This window comes from Ruixingdingia sedimenti (assembly GCF_031432425.1).
GTDB classification, from domain to species: domain Bacteria; phylum Pseudomonadota; class Alphaproteobacteria; order Rhodobacterales; family Rhodobacteraceae; genus Ruixingdingia; species Ruixingdingia sedimenti.
Genome location: NZ_JAVKPH010000008.1, coordinates 149,952 through 167,504, shown reverse-complemented (window position 1 = coordinate 167,504; position 17,553 = coordinate 149,952). Strand labels below are relative to the sequence as shown.

The following is a 17,553-nucleotide window of genomic DNA, read 5'->3' as shown; positions in this document are numbered from 1 at the left end:
CGGCCAGCGCCCGCCCCGCCCATGGCGGGCGCTTCTCGCCCGCCGGGGCAGGCGCTGGCCTACCCATTATTCCCGGCATCACCGCCCCCTGCTGCACCCTTGCGCGACGGGCGGGGGAAACGCAGTGCGTTTCCTTTTCCCGCCCGGCCCGACTGCCGTGCTGGAAGGCCCCCTCACCGCAGCGCCTCCGCCGCCTCGGCCAGCAACTGGCGCAGCCACTGGTGCACGCCCGACCCATGCGTCCGCGCCGTCCAGTACATGTCGATGCCGATCCGCACATCCAGCGGAAAGGGGCGCAGCGCCATGCCCGGGGCGGCCTGGCGGGCCAGGCTTTCGGGGATCGTGGCGACCAGCGCCGTGCCGCCGATCATGCCTTCCAGATTGTCGTGGCTCGGCGTCGTCACGCAGGGGCGCACCTCCAGCCCTTCGGCCGCCAGCCGCGGTACGAAGGGCGCCTGCCAGCGGCCGTTGTGGGTGATCCACAGATGATCGGCGCAGGCATAGGCCGCCAGATCCAGCACCCCCCGCGCCAGCGGATGCCCCGGGTCCATCACGCAGACATAGCGGTCGGTGAACAGGTGGCGGCGATAGAAGATGTCGCCCTGAATCTCCACCGGCCCCAGAAGAATATCGGCGCGGTTTTCCATCAACTGCGCGCGCCCGCCGGTTCCGGCATCGAACAGATGCACCCGCAACCCCGGCGCCGCCGCCCGTATCCGCCGCAGCACCTGCGGCAGCAGCATCAGCCGTTCGTGCAGGTTGCTGGACACCACCACCTCGCCCCGCGCGGTGGCCGGATCGAAGGGCCGCGCCGCCGCCAGACGGTCCAGCCGGTCGAGGATCGCCCGCAGTTCCGCCACGGCCTCGGCACAGCGCGGCGTGGGCTCCACCCGGTTGCCGGCGCGGATGAACAGCACGTCATCCAGCACCCGGCGCAGATGGGCGACGGTATAGCTGGCCGTCGACTGGTTCACCCCCAACAGTTCCGCCGCACGGGTGAAGGAACCGCGGTCGTGGATCGTCACCAGAAGGCGCATCGCATCCACATCCAGCCTGCCGATCCCGCCCGCCATCGCATCCCCATCGAAAATCCCGATCCGGCCCATTCAGGTCATAGCATTGCCTGATCGCGCCATTCCACCGATTTTCGAAAATGCAAGGAACCCGGAGGAGTCCCCGCCATGCCTGCCCGGATGCCGGTCATCGACGATGTGTCGTTCGGCGACCTGATGAACGATCCCTACCCGATCTACGACCGCGCCCGGCAGATGGGCGCCGTGGTGCGGATCGAGGCGGCGAACATCGCGCTCGTCACCCGTTTTGCCGACATCACGGAAATCGAGCGCGATCCCGATACCTATTCGTCGGTAAACCCCGGCTCGCTGGTCAACAAGGTCATGGGCCATACGCTGATGCGCAAGGACGGCCCGGCGCACAAGGCCGAACGCGCGGCGATGGAACCGGCGCTGCGCCCGGCCACCGCGGCGCGATGCTGGGCCCCGCAGTTCGAGGCGATCTGCGACCGGCTGATCGACACCCTGCACCCCGCCGGGCGGGCCGACCTGTTCGACGCCTTTGCCGCCCCCGTGGCGGCGCTGGCGCTGGACGAGGTTCTGGGCTTCGGCGGGGTGGACTGGCGCACGCTCGCGCTCTGGTCCCAGTCGCTCATGGACGGGGCGGGAAACTATGCCGGCGACCCGGAGGTCGCGCGGCTGGCGGCAGAGGCCGCGGCGGGGATCGAGGCGGTCATCGCCCGCATGCTGCCCTTCCACCGCGAAAACCCCAACGACTCGATGCTGTCGGCGATGGCGCAGGCGGGCCAGCCGCTCGACCAGATCCACGCCAATATCAAGGTCGCCGTGGGCGGCGGGCTGAACGAACCGCGCGATGCGATCCTGACGCTGGTTCTGGGCCTGTTGCAGAACCCCGGCCAGCGTGCCGCCGTAGAGGCCGACCCGGCGCTGTGGGGGCCGGCGTTCGAAGAGGCCGTGCGCTGGATTTCCCCCATCGGCATGTACCCCCGCCGCGTGGCGCGGGAGGTGACGTTGGGCGGTGTCGCGCTGGCGGAAAACCAGCAGATCGGCCTTTGCGTCGGCGCCGCGAACCGCGACCCGGCGCGCTTTGCCGACCCCGGCCGCTTCGACATCTTCCGCCCGCGGCAATCGCATCTGGCCTTCGGGGCGGGCGCGCATTTCTGCGCCGGGACCTGGGTGGCGCGCGTGCTGGTCAGCAAGCTGGCGGTGCCGCGCCTGTTCGCCCGCCTGCCGAACCTGCGGCTGGACGATGCGGCGCCGGTGCAGATCCGGGGCTGGGTGTTCCGCGGGCCGACCACGCTGCCCGTCGTCTGGGACGTCTGACGCCATTTCGACTTTTGCCGCCGATGCCGCAATCGCGCGGTGGCATTATTTCGAAAATACCCTAATATTACCACGAAGGGCCTGCCGCATCGCGGCGGGGGCAACATGTGGGAAAGTCATGTCCGACACGCAAAAGACTGCTGGCAGCGAAACCCGGTCGGGCGATGTGCTCAACCGCATGCGGCAGGACATCATCAATTGCGTGCTCAAACCCGGCGAAAAGCTGAAGTTCGAGACGCTGCGCAACCTCTATTCCGTCAGCTTTTCCCCGCTGCGCGAGGCGCTTTCGCGGCTGTCGGCGGAAAATCTGGTGGTGGCGCAGGACCAGAAGGGCTTTGTCGTCGCCCCGGTGTCGATCGCGGATCTCAACGACCTCACCGATGTCCGCGTGCTGATCGAACGCGAGGCGCTGGCCCGCGCCATCCAGCGCGGGGACGAGGCGTGGGAGGCGGGGATCCTGTCGTCCTTCTACCGGATGGACCGCCTGCAACAGAAACTGGGCAAGGAATACTATCTGTCCGAGGAATGGAGCAGGCTGCACGGCGCCTTCCATCTGGCGCTCGTGTCCGCCTGCGCCTCGCCCAACCTGCTGGAAATCCGCCAGAAGCTTTATGAACGCGCGCACCGCTATCGCCGCATGTCCTCGCGGTTCCGCCCGCAGTGGCGGGAAAAGGAGGCCGAGCACAAGACCATCGCCGATGCCGCGCTCGACCGCGATGTGGACGCGGCGCTGCGGCTGATCGAGCGGCATATCCGCGAAACCACGGAAAACGTGATCAAATACGCCGGCCATCTGTTCCCGCCCACGGATCAGGCGGGCCTTGCCGATCCGCAGACCGACGCGGCCTGAGCCTCAGCCGAGCTGCGCGCGCAGCTGGTCCAGCATCGCGCGCAGCCCGGCGTCCGAGGCGCTGGTGCCAAAGACCACATGGTCGGGGCGGACCAGCACCGCATCGGCCCCGTGCCCGTCGAGCCAGCCGTTCAGAAGCCCATGTTCCTCTGCGATCAGCGCGGGTTCGGCGCGGTCGCGGGCGATGGCCTGCACGGTAATGCCGAGGCCCCGCGCGGCCGCCTGCGCCGCGGGCGACAGCGTGCCCCCCGCGCGCAGCAGCAGGCGGAAGCCATGGCCCGCCACGTCATCCAGCCGCTGCCGCCCGCCCGTGCCCGTCACCACCCAGGGCTGCGGGCAGGGCAGGCCCGCCCCCGGCGCGGGCGTGCCGTCGGGCAGGCGGGCGATCAGCCCGTCGGCGATCGGCGGGAACAGGTTCTGCCGCACCACCCGCCCCTGCCCCGCCGCCAGTTCCGCGAGCATGCGCGCATTGCGCGCCGCCGCCGCGTCGGGATCGCGTTCGCAGATGATCCGGCCGAGGCCCTTGGTGATGGCGATGACCTCGCGCACCAGCGGGCGGCGTTCGGCCTGATAGCTGTCCAGCAGCGGCTCTGCCCGCCCCTCGCGCAGCACGGCGGCCAGTTTCCACGCCAGGTTCGCGGCGTCCTTGACCCCCTGCACCATGCCCTGCGCCAGAAAGGGCGGCGTCATGTGGCAGGCATCCCCCGCGAGAAACACCCGGCCGCGGCGCCAGTCCCGCGCCACCAGCGCGTGGAAACGGTAGGTGGCCGACCGCCACAGCCGCGCCTGCCCCGGTTTCAGCCAGGGGGACAGCAGGTCCCATATCCGCTCTTCCCGGTTCATCCCTGCCGGATCCTCGCCCGGCAGCATCATGAATTCCCACCGCCGCAGGCCGCCGGGGCCGATGACATGGGTGTGCGGGCGCGCCGGGTCGCAGTACTGGACATTGGTTTCCGGCAGGCCGTCCACCGGCCCGTCCACGATCATGTCCACCACCAGCCAGGGTTCGTCGAAATCCAGATCCTCGAACCCGATGCCAAGGCTGCGGCGCACAAAGCTGTTGCCGCCGTCGCAGCCGACGACAAACCGCGGGCGCAGGGTTTCGGTCTGCCCGCTGGCCGTGTCGCGCAGGGTCAGGACGGGGGTTTCGGGCGTCTCGATCCCGGTCAGTTCCACCCCGGCGCGCAGCCGCACCCCCGGCCTGTCGGCCAGCCGCGCGCGCAGGCAGCGTTCCAGTTCCGGCTGCACGAAGGTCAGGTAGGGCGGCCAGGACAGCGGCCAGGGTTCGGGCGGGGAATCGAGCAGGCGCAGCAAACCCCCGTCGGCGGCGCGGTATTCCGACCGGCGATAGGCGCCCACATGCGGCGCCAGCGCCCCGGCAAGGCCGATCTGCTGAAAGACCCGCATCACCTCGTGGTCCATGCCGATGGCGCGGGGCAGCGCATAGACATCCGCCGCCGCGTCGATGCCGACGGTGGAAACACCCATATCCGCCAACAGGTTGCACAGGGTGATCCCGACCGGCCCCAGGCCGATCACCGCCACCTCTACCCCATGCGCTTCGGCTGTGCGTACCATGGCAGATCCCTCCCCCGGATGTGGTGCAGGGCCTGCCTAGATCAATTAACGAAATATTGCAAGTATTTCGAAAATACTTTGCCAACATGGGGCGGGAAGCCTTCCCGCCCCATGCCGCGATCCCGCTCAGGTGAAGATGAAATCCCCGAACCCCTGCAGGTCGGCAACGTTCAGCCCGAAGAAGATCACCATCTCGCCCGTGGGTACCAGCGTCATCCGCGCGCCGGGGCCGACCTGATCGAAGGCGATGTCGGTCTGGCCAAAGCCGCCGGTGATCTGGATCTTGTCGATACCGACCTCGAAATCGGTCACCCGGTCGTTGCCGAAGCCACCGCCGGCAAAGACGAAGATGTCCGCCCCCGCGCCGCCGGTCAGCGTGTCGGTGCCCGCGCCGCCGATCAGGATGTCATCGCCCGCACCGCCATCAAGGCTGTCACGCCCGCCGCCGCCTTCGAGCGTGTCGGAGCCCGCCCCGCCCAGAAGCAGATCGGCATCGCGCCCGCCCACGAGCCGGTCATTGCCATCGCCGCCATCCAGCGTATCGGCGCCAGCCTCGCCGAACAGCCGGTCCTCACCGGCGCCGCCCTGCAAAAGGTCGTCGCCCGTGCCGCCGCGGATCACATCCTGCCCCGTTCCGCCCAGGATGGTATCGTTGCCGGCATCGCCCCACATGCGGCTGCGGCCGTCGCCGCCGTCGATCCAGTCGTCGCCGTCGCCGCCGGTGATCCAGTCCCTGCCCCCGCCACCCAGGATGGTGTCGTTGCCCGCACCGCCGTCGAGCGTGTCGGGCATGCCGCCGCCGTCGATGAAATCGTCACCGTCGCCGCCCAGGATGCTGTCGGATCCGGCAAGGCCAAGCAGCGTGTCGTTGCCGGCGCCGCCCAGGATCGTGTCGTTGCCCGCCTGGCCACGAATCGAATCGTTGCCGCCAAGGCCGTTGATCCAGTCGTTGCCCGGGGTACCCGCGATGCGGTTGTTGGCGTCGGTGCCAAAGCTCTGCGCCGCGAAATGCTGGCTGCGGATCGTGTCGGGAATGCCCGCATTGTTGTAGTTCGTCCAGACGACGACGAAGCTGCCATCGGCCAGAACCTCTATCGCGGGGGTGCCCTGGTAATAGCCCGGATCGGCGTCCACCTGGTATTCCGCCCCCACCGGGCTGCCATCGACGGCAAAGCGTTGCAACCGGATCACGCCGGCATCGGCCCAGGTGACGATGAAGCCGCCATCCGGCATCGCCACCACATCGGCAAACCGCTGGTCGCCCGAGGTCCGGGTGTTGATCTGGAATTCGCCCCCCACCGCGTTGCCGGCCGCGTCATACCGCTGGCCGAAGATGCCATAGCCCCATCCGGTGGTCTCATGCCCGTTGGAATCGTAGACCACGACAAAGCCGCCATCGGACAGCGCCGCGATCGCGGGCAGGCGCTGGTGATCGCCGGTTGCGGTGTTGATGCGGAATTCGGCCGTCAGGGAACTGCCGTCGGCGGCGAACCGGCGGGCATAGACGCCATCGCCGCTGCCGTCCTGGCCATCCGATTCCCAGACCACGACGAAACTGCCATCGGCAAGGCCGATCACGTCGGGCGCTTCCTGGTTGCTGTCGGTGGTGAGGTTCACCTTGAACTCGCCCCCCACCGGGGTGCCGTCGGCGGCAAAGATCTGCGCCTGCACGTCATGGGGCTCGTAGAGGCCGCCGATCCGGGATTGCCAGACGACGACGAAGCCGCCGTCCGCCAGCTCGGTGATGACGGGCAGGGATTGCGGGTACTGGATGTTCGTGTTGATGCGGAATTCCGCCCCCGAGGGGGTGCCGTCGGCGCCGAAGCGGCGCATGACGATCTCGCCCCCGTCGAAGGCGCCGACCGAGGGGGCGTTCGACTGGAACACCACCAGAAAGCCGCCGTCCGACAGCGCCACGGCAGAACCGCCGTTCTGCGAATAGGCGCGGTCGGCGTGGACGCGGAATTCACCCCCCACCGTGTTGCCGCCGGCGTCGAAGATCTGCGCGAACACGCTGTCGACATCGCGGTAGGACGTGTCGGGGATGTCCTGGTTCACGAACGCGGTCCAGAGCACGACATATCCGCCGCCCGCCAGCGCGGTGACGGTCGGCTCGCCCTGGTACGAAAAGACGCTGCTGTTGACGATGATCTCGCTGCCGAGGCGGATGGGCATATCTGTCATGGGGTTCACTCCTGTGGCCGGCCCTCGGGCCGTTTACATGTGTTAATGATAGCCGGCACAGGAGAAGGCGCGCATTGACATGGATCAGGGCTGTGATCACAGAAGAAGGGCCCCGCGAACGGGGCCCCGGCCGATCCGCAGGATGCGCCCTGTCAGAGGATGGCGGCGGTGACGATGATTTCCACCCGGTAGCCGGGCGCGGCCAATTTCGCCTCGCCCGTGGCGCGGGCGGGGGTGTGGCCCTGCGGCACCCATTCGTCCCAAACGCTGTTCATCTGGGCGAAATCGGCCATGTCGGCCAGCCAGATGATCGCCTGCACGATGTTTTCCTTCGACGTGCCGGCCTCTGCCAGCAGCGCGTCGATCTGCGCCAGAACCGCGCGGGTCTGGTCGGCGGTGGTGGCGCCCTCGGCGACCTGACCGGCCAGCCAGACGGTGCCGTTGGCGATGACGGCCTCGCTCATGCGTTTGCCGGTGTGGAGACGTTTGACCATGGGGGATTCCTTGAACGGGACTGTGGCGCAGGCTTAGGGGCGCAGGCCCCGGCGGTCAAGCAAAGGGCCTTGCGGGGTTGACCTTGCGGGGTTGACTCGGGCCCCCTTCGCGCGTAGGTGCGGGGGGCTATCCGGAAAGCCTTGCGCCTTCCGGTCCCTTGCCGCGCGCAGGGATCGCCACCCGCCAGCGATATTCGCCCGCGGGTGCGGTTGGCATTTGGCGGGCCCCGCGGGGTCGTTGGTCGCAGGAGACCGGGATGTTCGAGAATCTGTCCGAGCGCCTTTCCGGCGTGTTCGAGCGGCTGACGAAGCAGGGCGCGCTGTCGGATACCGATGTCGCCACCGCGCTGCGCGAGGTCCGCGTGGCGCTGCTGGAGGCCGACGTGTCGCTGCCCGTGGCGCGCGATTTCGTCAGGCGCGTGCAGGACAAGGCGACCGGGCAGGCGGTGACGAAATCGGTCACGCCGGGCCAACAGGTCGTCAAGATCGTGCATGACGAACTGGTGCATGTGCTGGCGGGCGATACCGATCCCGGGCGGCTCAAGATCGACAACCCGCCCGCGCCGATCCTGATGGTGGGCCTTCAGGGGTCGGGCAAGACGACGACGACCGCGAAACTCGCCCGCCGCCTGACGGAACGCGAGGGCAAGCGGGTGCTGATGGCCAGCCTCGACACCAACCGCCCGGCGGCGATGGAACAGCTGGCGATCCTCGGCAACCAGATCGGGGTGGACACGCTGCCCATCGTCAAGGGCGAAAGCGCGGTGCAGATCGCCAGGCGGGCAAAGACGCAGGCGAGCCTTGGCGGCTATGACGTCTACCTGCTGGATACCGCGGGCCGGCTGCACATCGACGAAGTGCTGATGAACGAGGTGCAGGCCGTCCGCGACGTGGCGAACCCGCGCGAAACGCTGCTGGTGGTCGATGGCCTGACCGGGCAGGATGCGGTGAACGTCGCCGCCGAATTCGACGGCAAGGTGGGCATCACCGGCGTCGTGCTGACGCGGATGGACGGCGACGGGCGCGGCGGCGCGGCGCTGTCGATGCGCGCGGTCACGGGCAAGCCCATCCGTTTCGTCGGCCTTGGCGAAAAGACCGACTCGCTGGAAGTCTTTGAACCCGAACGCATCGCCGGCCGCATCCTCGGCATGGGCGACATCGTGGCGCTGGTGGAAAAGGCGCAACAGACGTTCGAGGCCGAACAGGCCGAACGGATGATGAAGCGGTTCCAGAAGGGTCTGTTCAACATGAACGACCTGCGGATGCAGCTGGAACAGATGCTCAAGATGGGCGGCATGCAGGGCCTGATGGGCATGATGCCCGGCGCGGGCAAGATGGCCAAGGCCGCCGAACAGGCAGGGATCGACGACCGCATGCTGCGCCGGCAGATCGCGCTGATCAATTCCATGACCAAGAAGGAACGGTCCAACCCCGACATCTTGCAGGCCAGCCGCAAGAAGCGGATCGCGGCCGGCGCGGGGCTGGACGTGGCCGACCTCAACCGCCTGCTGAAACAGCACAAGCAGATGGCCGACATGATGAAGAAGCTCGGCAAGGGCGGGATGATGAAACAGGCCATCAGGCAGATGATGGGCAAGGGAGGCATGCCCGACCCGTCCAAGATGTCGCCCGAACAGATGGAAGAACTGGCCCGCGGCGTGAAGCAGGGGATGGGCTCCATGCCCGCCATGGGGATGCCGCGCGGGATGACGCTGCCTTCGGGCCTGTCGGGGCTGATGAAGAAGAAATGACCGGGTTCGACCTGCACATCCCCCGGCTGGAAACCGAACGGCTGATCCTGCGCGCCTACCGGCAGACGGATTTCGACGCCTTCGCCGATTTCTTCGCCACCGAACGGTCGCATTTCATCGGCGGGCCGCTGACGCGCGAAATGGCGTGGCGGGGGCTGGCGACGCATCTGGGGCATTGGGCGCTGCGCGGCTATGGCTTCTGGGCGGTCGAGGAAAAGGCGACCGGCGCCTATTGCGGCCATGTCGGCCTGTGGTTCCCCGATGGCTGGCCCGAGCCCGAAATCGGCTGGGTCATGATGCAGGGCGCCGAGGGCCGCGGCATCGCGCGCGAGGCCGCGCTGGCCGCTCGCGCCCATGCCTATGACGTGTTGGGCTGGACCACCGCCATCAGCCTGATCGCGCCGGGCAACACGCGGTCCATCGCGCTGGCGGAACGGCTCGGCTGCGTGCTGGAATACGAATTCGATCACGTCCGCCTCGGCCGCTCGCTGATCTTCCGCCACCCCGCACCCGGAGCCCCGCAATGACCGATGCCGTCGCCCGCGCCCAGGACCTGCTGAAGGATCACCGCGAATCGATCGACCGGCTGGACGCGATCCTCGTCTATACGCTGGCCGAACGGTTCAAGCATACGCAGGCGGTGGGGCGGCTCAAGGCCGCGAACGACCTGCCGCCATCGGACCCCGCGCGCGAATCGCGGCAGATCGAGCGGCTGGAACGGCTGTCGCAAGAGGCCGACCTCGACCCCGAATTCGCCAAGAAATTCCTGAACTTCATCATCTCGGAAGTGATCCGTCACCACGAGAAGCTTCTGAAGTAGACCCCGGGCGCACCGCCCGTCCCCCCGACATCCCGAAGGAGTAACCCAGATGTCCATGAAAATCCGTCTCGCCCGTGGCGGTTCGAAAAAACGCCCGTATTACGCCATCGTCGCGTCCGACAGCCGCATGCCGCGCGACGGCCGCTTCCTCGAAAAGCTCGGCACCTACAACCCGCTGCTCGCCAAGGACAGCGAGGACCGCGTGAAGATGAACATGGAGCGCGTGCAATACTGGCTCGACCAGGGCGCGCAGCCGACCGACCGGGTCGCGCGCTTCCTCGAGGCCGCTGGCGCCCGCCCGAAGGCCGCGCGCAACAACCCCAAGCAGGCGGTGCCGGGCAAGAAGGCCACCGAACGCGCCAAGGAAAAGGCCGCCAAAGCCGCGGAATGATCCCGGCTTTCGCCTGACATCCGGGCCGGCCATCCCGGCCGGCCCCTTCGCGCGACCGGAGCCCCGCCATGCCCACCCCTGTTCCTGCGCGTGTCTGTGTCGGCGCTATCGCCGGATCCTTCGGGGTCCGCGGCGAGGTGCGGCTGAAAAGCTTCTGCGCCGATCCCGCGGCGATCGCGGATTATGCGCCGCTGTGGTCCGAAGACGGCACCCGCCGGTTCGAGGTGAAGATCACCGGCACCACCGGCAACGGGCTGGTGGCGCGGCTGTCGGGCGTGGGAACGAAAGAGGCGGCCGACGCCCTGCGCGGCCTGCGCCTTTACGCCGACCGCGACCGCCTGCCCCCGGCGGGCGAGGATGAATTCTACCATGCCGACCTGATCGGGCTGACGGTGCTGGATACCGGCGGCACGGTTCTGGGCACGGTCAAGGCCGTGCACAACCATGGCGCGTCCGACATTCTGGAGGTGATGGGACCGGGGATGAAGGCGCCGCTGTTGCTGCCCTTCACCCGGCAGGTGGTGCCCACGGTGGACATCGCCGGCGGGCGCCTCATCGCCGATCCGCCCGAAGGGGTGGAATGATGGCGGGGCACCTGCGCTGGCTGATGCTGCTGGCGGCAGGGCTGTGGCTGGCGGCGCCGGTGCTGGCGGGGCTGGCCGGGCATGGCGGGGCGGCGCTGCTGGCGCTGATCGCCTGCACGGCGCTTGTGCTGGCCGTCACCCGGCCCTGGCTGCTGCCGCGCTGGCTGGCCTTTCTGGGCCAGCTGGCGGGTCAGGCGGCGATCATCACGGTGCTGTATCTTCTGGGTTTCTATCTGGCGCGCGTTCTGGGCGGGCCTTTGGCGCTGCCCCTGTGGCTGCCGCCGGCACTGGCGCTGGCGCCGCAACTGCTGTTGCGGCTGGTCTGGACGCCGCAGCCCCCGAACCCCGAGATGGAGGCATTCCTGGACGATGCGCTGGCGCAACTGAAGGGCATGCAGGCGGGGGCCGCGGACCCCGACCCTGCGTTGGACGCGATCCTGCGCCCCGTGGCGGCGCTGCCCCCCGAAACGCCCGACGCCACCGCACAGGCCGCCGTCACCGCGGCGATGGCCGCCGGTGTGGATCGGGCCTTCACCGCCGCCGAACGGCTGGCGGCGCTGCTGGATACATCGGGCCCCTGCCTTGCCGGGCGGCGCGGCACGATCCTGTGGGGCACCGACCCTGCGGTGGTGGCCGACGACCGCCAGCCCTATCCGATGACCGTGGCCTTCGAGGTCACATGGTCCGACCCGGCGCTGCTGGCCCTGTTCGCCCGCCGCGCGCTGCCCGTGGTGCAGGCGATGCCCGACCGGTGGGAAGAATTCCCCGGGGCCGGACAGGTGGAAATGGCCATCGACGACGCCAACGGGGCGGCGGCGAACACCGCGCTGGCCGCACTGGCCGCCGCCCTGCGCGCGGCGGCGCCCGCCGAGACGCCAGAGGACCACGCCCCCCTGCCGGAGACCCCATGACCGACCGCCCCGCCCGATCCCACGGCCGCCGCAGCATCCGCGAAAGCCTCGTCCCGCGCGACCTGATGGCAGAGACGAACCAGTTGCGCGGCGCCTGGGAGGCGCGTGTGATCACTTTGTTCCCCGAGGCCTTCCCCGGCACGCTCGGCCTGTCGCTGACCGGCAAGGCGCTGGATGCAGGGCTGTGGCGGCTCGACCCCATCGGGCTGCGCGACTTCGGCGAGGGGCGGCACCGCAACGTGGACGACACGCCCGCCGGCGGCGGCGCGGGCATGGTGCTGCGCGCCGATGTGGTGGCCCGTGCGCTGGACCGCGCGGCAGAGGGCACGCCCGACGACCGCGCCCGCTGGCCGGTGGTCTACCTCTCGCCCCGGGGGCGCCGCTTCGATCAGGCCACCGCACGGCACTGGGCGGCGGCGCAGGGGGTGACGCTGCTCTGCGGCCGGTTCGAGGGCGTGGACGAACGGGTGCTGGACGCCTACCGGGTCGAGGAAATCTCGCTTGGCGATTTCGTCCTGACGGGGGGGGAAATCGCGGCGCAGGCGATGCTGGACGCCGCCGTGCGGCTGTTGCCCGGGGTCCTCGGCAACGCGGCCTCTGCCGAAGAGGAAAGTTTCGCCGACGGCCTGCTGGAACATCCCCAATACACCCGCCCCGCCGTCTGGCAGGGGCGAGAGATCCCGGCGGTGCTGACATCCGGCAACCATGCCGAGGTGGCGAAATGGCGGCGCGAACAGGCCGAACGGCTGACCGCGGAACGCCGCCCCGATCTTTGGGCCCGATGGTCCGCCCGGCACCACCCCAAGGCTTGACCGCCCGCCCCCGCATGCCTATACCGCGCGGGTCCGGGGCCGGAATCGGCCGCCGGGCCTTTTCGTTTTGGCCCTGCACCTTCTTCCGTGCGCCCGGGCCCCGCGGAAAGCGACAACAGGAACGCATGGCCACCTCCGGCGGGCGCGGCGCGGCAACGCGGCGGGGACCCGGACGAAGACCGGAGCTATGGACAGCATCACCTTCGCGGAACAACCGCGGGCTAAGGAGTATCGCGATGAACCTGATCGCACAGATCGAGGCGGAACAGATCGCCGCCCTCGGCAAAACCATCCCCGATTTCAAGGCCGGCGACACCGTGCGCGTCGGTTTCAAGGTGACCGAAGGCACCCGGTCGCGCGTGCAGAACTATGAAGGCGTCTGCATCGCACGCAAGGGCGGCAACACCATCTCGGCCTCGTTCACCGTGCGCAAGATTTCCTTCGGCGAAGGCGTGGAACGGGTGTTCCCGCTCTATTCGACCAACATCGACTCGATCGAGGTCGTCCGCCGCGGCCGCGTGCGCCGCGCCAAGCTGTACTACCTGCGGTCGCGCCGCGGCAAATCCGCCCGGATCGCCGAAGTCAGCAACTACAAGCCCAAGACCGAAGCGTAAGGAGCCGGATCATGAAAAAGGGCATCCACCCCGAATACCACCTGATCGACGTCAAGATGACCGACGGCACCGTGTTCCAGGTCCGCTCGACCTGGGGCAAGGAGGGCGACCAGATGGCGCTCGACATCGACCCGCTGGCGCATCCGGCCTGGACCGGCGGCTCGACCAAGCTGATGGACACCGGCGGGCGCGTGTCGAAGTTCAAGAACAAATACGCGGGTCTGGGTTTCTGAACCCGGCACCGGAAAGGCCCCGCCCGCGCGGGGCCTTTTGCTTTCCGGGGCCCCGACGGATCGCCCCGGCATCGGCGGCTTCCCGCTTCCCTCTGCGCGGCGCAACGCTTATGAAGGCGCGCAACAGCGAAACCAGCAGGGGGCGGCACCGCATGGCGCATATCATCGTCGTGGGGAACGAAAAGGGCGGGTCGGGGAAATCCACCACCTGCATGCATGTCGCCACGGCGCTGGCCCGCATGGGGTTCCGCGTCAGCGCGCTGGACCTCGACCTGCGCCAGCGCAGCTTCGGCCGCTATCTGGAAAACCGCCGCGCCTTCATGGCGAAGGAAGGGCTGGCCCTGCCCACGCCGGACCTGCGCGAGCTGCCAGAGGTCGACGCCGCGGGGCTGGCGCCGAACGAAAACCCGTTCGACCACCGCCTGTCCACCGCGATGGCGGAAATGGAACCGAACAGCGATTTCATCGTCATCGACTGCCCCGGCTCGCATACCCGGCTGAGCCAGCTGGCGCATTCGCTGGCCGACACGCTGATCACGCCGCTGAACGACAGTTTCATCGACTTCGACCTGCTGGCGCGGATCGACCCGGAAACCGGGCGGGTCAAGGGGCCGTCGATCTATTCCGAAATGGTCTGGCAGGCGCGGCAATTGCGGGCGCAGGCGGGGCTGAAGCCCATCGACTGGATCGTGCTGAGGAACCGCCTCGGGGCGCAGCAGATGCACAACAAGAAGAAGGTCGGCGCGGCGCTGGAAGAACTGTCGCGCCGCATCGGCTTCCGCGTCGCGCCGGGGTTTTCGGAACGGGTGATCTTTCGCGAGTTGTTCCCGCGCGGCATCACCCTGCTGGATTTGCGCGACGTGGGGGTGGAGAACCTGAACATGTCGAACATCGCCGCACGGCAGGAACTGCGCGACCTGATCAAGGCCCTGAACCTGCCGGGCGTGACGGTGGACTTCTGACCGGGCATCCCGCGCGGCGCAGCACCCGGCCCGAACGGCGCAGGGGGCATTCTGCCCCCTCTTGGCTGCGCCAATTCACCCCCTGAGGATATTTTCAGACAGAAAATGAGAAAGGGTGCGCCCCTCACCATTTTCTGTCCCTAAATATCCCCGCCGGAGGCCACCGACCTTTCCACCCGCACCACCCGCCGGCGTGGGCGCTGCGCCCGCAGGCCGGGGTTCACCCCGGCCTTCCTCAGCCGTCCGCCTTCTTTTCCCGCACCGGCAGGCCGCGGCCAAAGACCAGCACCCCGGCCGGGGGCACCACTGCCCGGTCGGGCAGGCCCCGCGCGGCGCAGACGGTGGCGAAAGCCTCTGCCGCCCCGGGCTGCCCTGCCAGCAGGCGGGGGCCGAGGAGCAGGCGGTCGGGCAGGATCTCCCCCAGCACCTCGGGGCCGCAGGCCGGGTCGTCCAGCAGCACCGCATCCGCCCGCGCCGCGGCCAGCAGCGCCGCGGGTTCCGCCAGTTCCAGCCGCGGCCCCGGCGCGTCGCCCGCCCGCGCCCAGACCCGTTCCAGCAGCGCCCGCAGGCCCGGATCTGCCTCTGCCGCCCATATCGACAGATCCGGGCGGATCCGCGACAGGCACAGCGGCAGGAACCCGCAGCCCGCCCCGTAGACCGCCAGCCGCGCGCCCTGCGGCAGAAGGCCCGGCAGCCGCCGCACCGCCGCGCGGTCGAACTTGCCGGCCATGATCGCCTCCAGCGCCGGGGGGGTGAAGACGCGGGGGTCGGCGGGCAGGTCGATCCCCTGGCTCGGCACCCATTGCAGGGGTATGTCCGCCGACAGGTCCGCCCCCGTCACATAGGGGCTGGCGACCACCGGCGCGCCCGGCGCGGGGGCCTTTGCCTTGCGGTCCTCCTTCGCCCTGGCGGAGGCGCGCTTTTCCACCGCTGACATCAGCGCCGCGATCTTTTCGGGGTCGCGCGCCTGCGGGGGCTTGGCCTCCACCTGCGAGATCGGGATGGCGCTGGCGGCCTTGAGATCGGCCACCATGGCCTCGTAAGCCTCTGTCCCCTTGAATTCCGCCAGCCGCGATTCCGCCCGTTCCAGCGCGGCGAAATGCAGGCGGTTCAGGTCCGGGTCCGTCAGCAGCGCGTCGAAGATCCGCTTGCGCGCGGCGGAATAGCGCAGCATCGCATCGTCGCGCACCTCGTTGCGGTCCTGCAACGCCCAGTAGTCGGAATTGTACTTGTCCTTCTTGAAGTTCACGTTGCCGCGGAACTTGCGGATGGCATAGCTGTCGATCGACTTCACCGCATAGTGGTTCATCTGCGCCCAGTCATAGCCCACCGTGCGGGTGATCGACCGCCAGCCGCGGAACTTGAAGTAATCCTCCATCGGCAGGCCCGATCCGTTCAGCCATTTCACGCTGTCGGGGAAATCGGTTTCGAGCCATTTGCTCTTCATCTTGGGCCGGTGGATGCCCAGTTTCCAGTGGTCGGGGTCGAACCGGAACAGGGTTTTGACGCCCCAGCCCTTGTTCCACATCGGCGGCGCGGCCATCAGATATTGTTCCGTCACCGGATCGCGCGACCAGTGGTGGACGCCCCCCGATCCGAAGATGCGCCAGGTGACCACCATCCCGTTCGCGCCCTGCGCGGTGATGCCCCCGATCAGGTCGTCCAGCGTGCCGTCGCCGTATTTGATGCACAGGAATTCGTCGGCGTCGAAGACCAAGAGCCAGTCGCTTTCCTGCACCAGCGGTTCTTCCTGCCCGTAGTTCAGCGCCGAGGGCTGCGGGCGCAGCCCTTCGGGGATGATGTTGTCGCGGTGATGGGCGAGGCCGAGTGTTTCCAGCCGTTTCAGCATCGTGTCGGTGCCGTCGGAACAATCGTTCGTATAGACGACGATCCGGGTGAAACCGACCGCCAGATGATGCGCGATCCATTCCAGCAGGAAGGGGCCTTCGTCCTTCATCATTGACAGGGCGGTGACAATCCCGTGCGGGCTTTTCCGCGCCGCCAGTTCCCGCAACAGCGGTGACGCCCTGCCCACCCCGCGCTTTGCCATGATGCCGTCCCGCCTGCCCTTTTTCCGCCGCCCAACCCCGCGCCGCCGCGCTGGACAGGATCGGCCCTTTGCTGCAATATCCCGGCAATTCTTAAAAAGTCCATCGGATACCGGCAGGATCACGGTGGAGAGTGAGAGGCAGTCATGGCAGTACCCGCGCGCAGGCCCGTCGCATCCCTCTGGATCGGGCCCCGGCTTCATTACCTCAATCAGCTTTGCCTGTTGTCGCATGTGCGGCAGGGGCATCCGACGACGCTTTATTGTACCGAAAACGTGGACAATGTGCCCGAGGGTATCGATGTCCGCCCGGCCACCGAAATCATGTCGATCGACATGGACATCGTGCGCCAGACCTCGGAAAGCTTTCTGTCCAACGTGTTCCGCTACAAGATGATCCAGGCGACCGATGCGGTCTGGATCGACTGCGACGCCTTCTGCCACAAACCCTTCCCGGACGAGATGCAGAACATCTACGCCGGCCACGGTTTCCGCGGCGCGCTCAACTGCGGGGTGGTCTATATCCCGCGCGAGGGCGAATTGATGGCCCGCCTGCTGGACTATTACGAAAACCTGCCCGACGCGCCGGCATGGTTCAACAAGCAACAGCGCAAGCGGCTGGAAAAGCAGGATCCGTCGCTGCCCCATGCGGTGCGGATCTACAATGCCGAACGCACCGCCTTCGGCCCGCAGGCCTTCACCTGGTTCGCGCAGCAGACCGGCGATTACGAAAAGGCGCTGTCGCCGGATTACCTTTACCCGGTGCCGTTCCAGCTGAACGATGTGTTCTACGACCCCTACGGGCGGGTCGAGGGGCATTTCACCGACAACACCCTGTCGGTGCATCTTTACACCAACGGCACCAAGCCCTGGTGGCGCAAGAACCCGCCCCTGCCCAATTCCTATGCCGCGCGGATGTGCGAACAGATCGGGGTGGACCCGGCGAAGGCGCTGGAAGAATAGGG

General features: G+C 68.3%; 18 protein-coding genes. 13 read left to right on the top strand and 5 right to left on the bottom strand.

The window, feature by feature from the left end; all coding sequences use genetic code 11:
* Positions 1 to 173 precede the first annotated feature (173 nt).
* Positions 174 to 1,106 carry a LysR family transcriptional regulator gene (locus RGD00_RS09730; protein WP_310457130.1) on the bottom strand — a complete coding sequence of 311 codons (933 nt, stop codon included), beginning with the start codon at positions 1,104 to 1,106 and terminating at the stop codon, positions 174 to 176.
* A 75-nt stretch (positions 1,107 to 1,181) separates the two neighbouring features.
* Between RGD00_RS09730 and RGD00_RS09725 the strand changes: the two genes are divergently transcribed.
* Together RGD00_RS09725 and RGD00_RS09720 are read left to right on the top strand one after the other, a co-directional pair.
* Positions 1,182 to 2,357 carry a cytochrome P450 gene (locus RGD00_RS09725; RefSeq protein ID WP_310457129.1) on the top strand — a complete coding sequence of 392 codons (1,176 nt, stop codon included), beginning with the start codon at positions 1,182 to 1,184 and terminating at the stop codon, positions 2,355 to 2,357.
* Positions 2,358 to 2,475: 118 nt separating this feature from the next.
* Entirely contained in the window at positions 2,476 to 3,207 is a 732-nt protein-coding gene (locus tag RGD00_RS09720) for a GntR family transcriptional regulator (RefSeq protein ID WP_310457128.1), read from the top strand.
* A gap of 3 nt (positions 3,208 to 3,210) precedes the next feature.
* On the opposite strand, the gene mhpA is transcribed toward RGD00_RS09720, so the two are convergent.
* From mhpA to RGD00_RS09705, 3 genes are all read right to left on the bottom strand, one after another.
* A complete protein-coding gene (gene mhpA / locus RGD00_RS09715) occupies positions 3,211 to 4,785 on the bottom strand; it encodes a bifunctional 3-(3-hydroxy-phenyl)propionate/3-hydroxycinnamic acid hydroxylase MhpA (protein WP_310457127.1) in 1,575 nt (524 codons plus the stop codon).
* 126 nt (positions 4,786 to 4,911) lie between these two features.
* Positions 4,912 to 6,969 carry a hypothetical protein gene (locus RGD00_RS09710; RefSeq protein ID WP_310457126.1) on the bottom strand — a complete coding sequence of 686 codons (2,058 nt, stop codon included), beginning with the start codon at positions 6,967 to 6,969 and terminating at the stop codon, positions 4,912 to 4,914.
* A 152-nt stretch (positions 6,970 to 7,121) separates the two neighbouring features.
* Entirely contained in the window at positions 7,122 to 7,463 is a 342-nt protein-coding gene (locus RGD00_RS09705) for a RidA family protein (RefSeq protein ID WP_310457125.1), read from the bottom strand.
* 257 nt (positions 7,464 to 7,720) lie between these two features.
* Between RGD00_RS09705 and ffh the strand changes: the two genes are divergently transcribed.
* From ffh to RGD00_RS09655, 10 genes are all read left to right on the top strand, one after another.
* Positions 7,721 to 9,214: a signal recognition particle protein gene (ffh, locus tag RGD00_RS09700; protein ID WP_310457124.1), complete on the top strand. Its 1,494-nt coding sequence runs from the start codon at positions 7,721 to 7,723 to the stop codon at positions 9,212 to 9,214.
* On the top strand, positions 9,211 to 9,741 hold the full coding sequence (locus RGD00_RS09695) for a GNAT family N-acetyltransferase (protein WP_310457123.1): 531 nt from the start codon (positions 9,211 to 9,213) through the stop codon (positions 9,739 to 9,741). Before ffh ends, RGD00_RS09695 begins: the two co-directional genes overlap by 4 nt.
* The gene (locus RGD00_RS09690; RefSeq protein WP_310457122.1) at positions 9,738 to 10,034 is read left to right on the top strand and encodes a chorismate mutase; all 297 of its coding nucleotides are present in this window, start codon (positions 9,738 to 9,740) and stop codon (positions 10,032 to 10,034) included. The genes RGD00_RS09695 and RGD00_RS09690 overlap by 4 nt, the downstream gene beginning before the upstream one ends.
* A 49-nt stretch (positions 10,035 to 10,083) precedes the next feature.
* Positions 10,084 to 10,425 (top strand): 30S ribosomal protein S16, encoded by a 342-nt coding sequence (gene rpsP / locus RGD00_RS09685; protein ID WP_310457121.1) that lies wholly within the window; start codon positions 10,084 to 10,086, stop codon positions 10,423 to 10,425.
* A gap of 68 nt (positions 10,426 to 10,493) precedes the next feature.
* On the top strand, positions 10,494 to 11,009 hold the full coding sequence (rimM, locus tag RGD00_RS09680; RefSeq protein ID WP_310457120.1) for a ribosome maturation factor RimM: 516 nt from the start codon (positions 10,494 to 10,496) through the stop codon (positions 11,007 to 11,009).
* Positions 11,009 to 11,920, top strand: a complete 912-nt coding sequence (locus RGD00_RS09675; RefSeq protein ID WP_310457119.1) for a hypothetical protein — start codon at positions 11,009 to 11,011, stop codon at positions 11,918 to 11,920. The genes rimM and RGD00_RS09675 overlap by 1 nt, the downstream gene beginning before the upstream one ends.
* Positions 11,917 to 12,732 (top strand): tRNA (guanosine(37)-N1)-methyltransferase TrmD, encoded by an 816-nt coding sequence (trmD, locus tag RGD00_RS09670; RefSeq protein WP_310457118.1) that lies wholly within the window; start codon positions 11,917 to 11,919, stop codon positions 12,730 to 12,732. The genes RGD00_RS09675 and trmD overlap by 4 nt, the downstream gene beginning before the upstream one ends.
* Positions 12,733 to 12,968: 236 nt before the next feature.
* On the top strand, positions 12,969 to 13,346 hold the full coding sequence (rplS, locus tag RGD00_RS09665; protein WP_310457117.1) for a 50S ribosomal protein L19: 378 nt from the start codon (positions 12,969 to 12,971) through the stop codon (positions 13,344 to 13,346).
* Positions 13,347 to 13,357: 11 nt separating this feature from the next.
* Positions 13,358 to 13,579 (top strand): 50S ribosomal protein L31, encoded by a 222-nt coding sequence (gene rpmE / locus RGD00_RS09660; protein ID WP_310457116.1) that lies wholly within the window; start codon positions 13,358 to 13,360, stop codon positions 13,577 to 13,579.
* 152 nt (positions 13,580 to 13,731) lie between these two features.
* Positions 13,732 to 14,541, top strand: coding sequence for a division plane positioning ATPase MipZ (locus RGD00_RS09655; RefSeq protein WP_310457115.1), 810 nt, complete (start codon positions 13,732 to 13,734; stop codon positions 14,539 to 14,541).
* Positions 14,542 to 14,776: 235 nt separating this feature from the next.
* Here the strand turns inward: RGD00_RS09655 and RGD00_RS09650 are convergent, their stop codons facing one another.
* Positions 14,777 to 16,501, bottom strand: a complete 1,725-nt coding sequence (locus RGD00_RS09650) for a glycosyltransferase family 2 protein (RefSeq protein ID WP_310457114.1) — start codon at positions 16,499 to 16,501, stop codon at positions 14,777 to 14,779.
* 234 nt (positions 16,502 to 16,735) lie between these two features.
* Here RGD00_RS09650 and RGD00_RS09645 point away from each other — a divergent pair, with 234 nt between their 5' ends.
* Positions 16,736 to 17,551: a hypothetical protein gene (locus RGD00_RS09645; RefSeq protein ID WP_310457113.1), complete on the top strand. Its 816-nt coding sequence runs from the start codon at positions 16,736 to 16,738 to the stop codon at positions 17,549 to 17,551.
* The last annotated feature ends 2 nt before the right edge of the window (positions 17,552 to 17,553 follow it).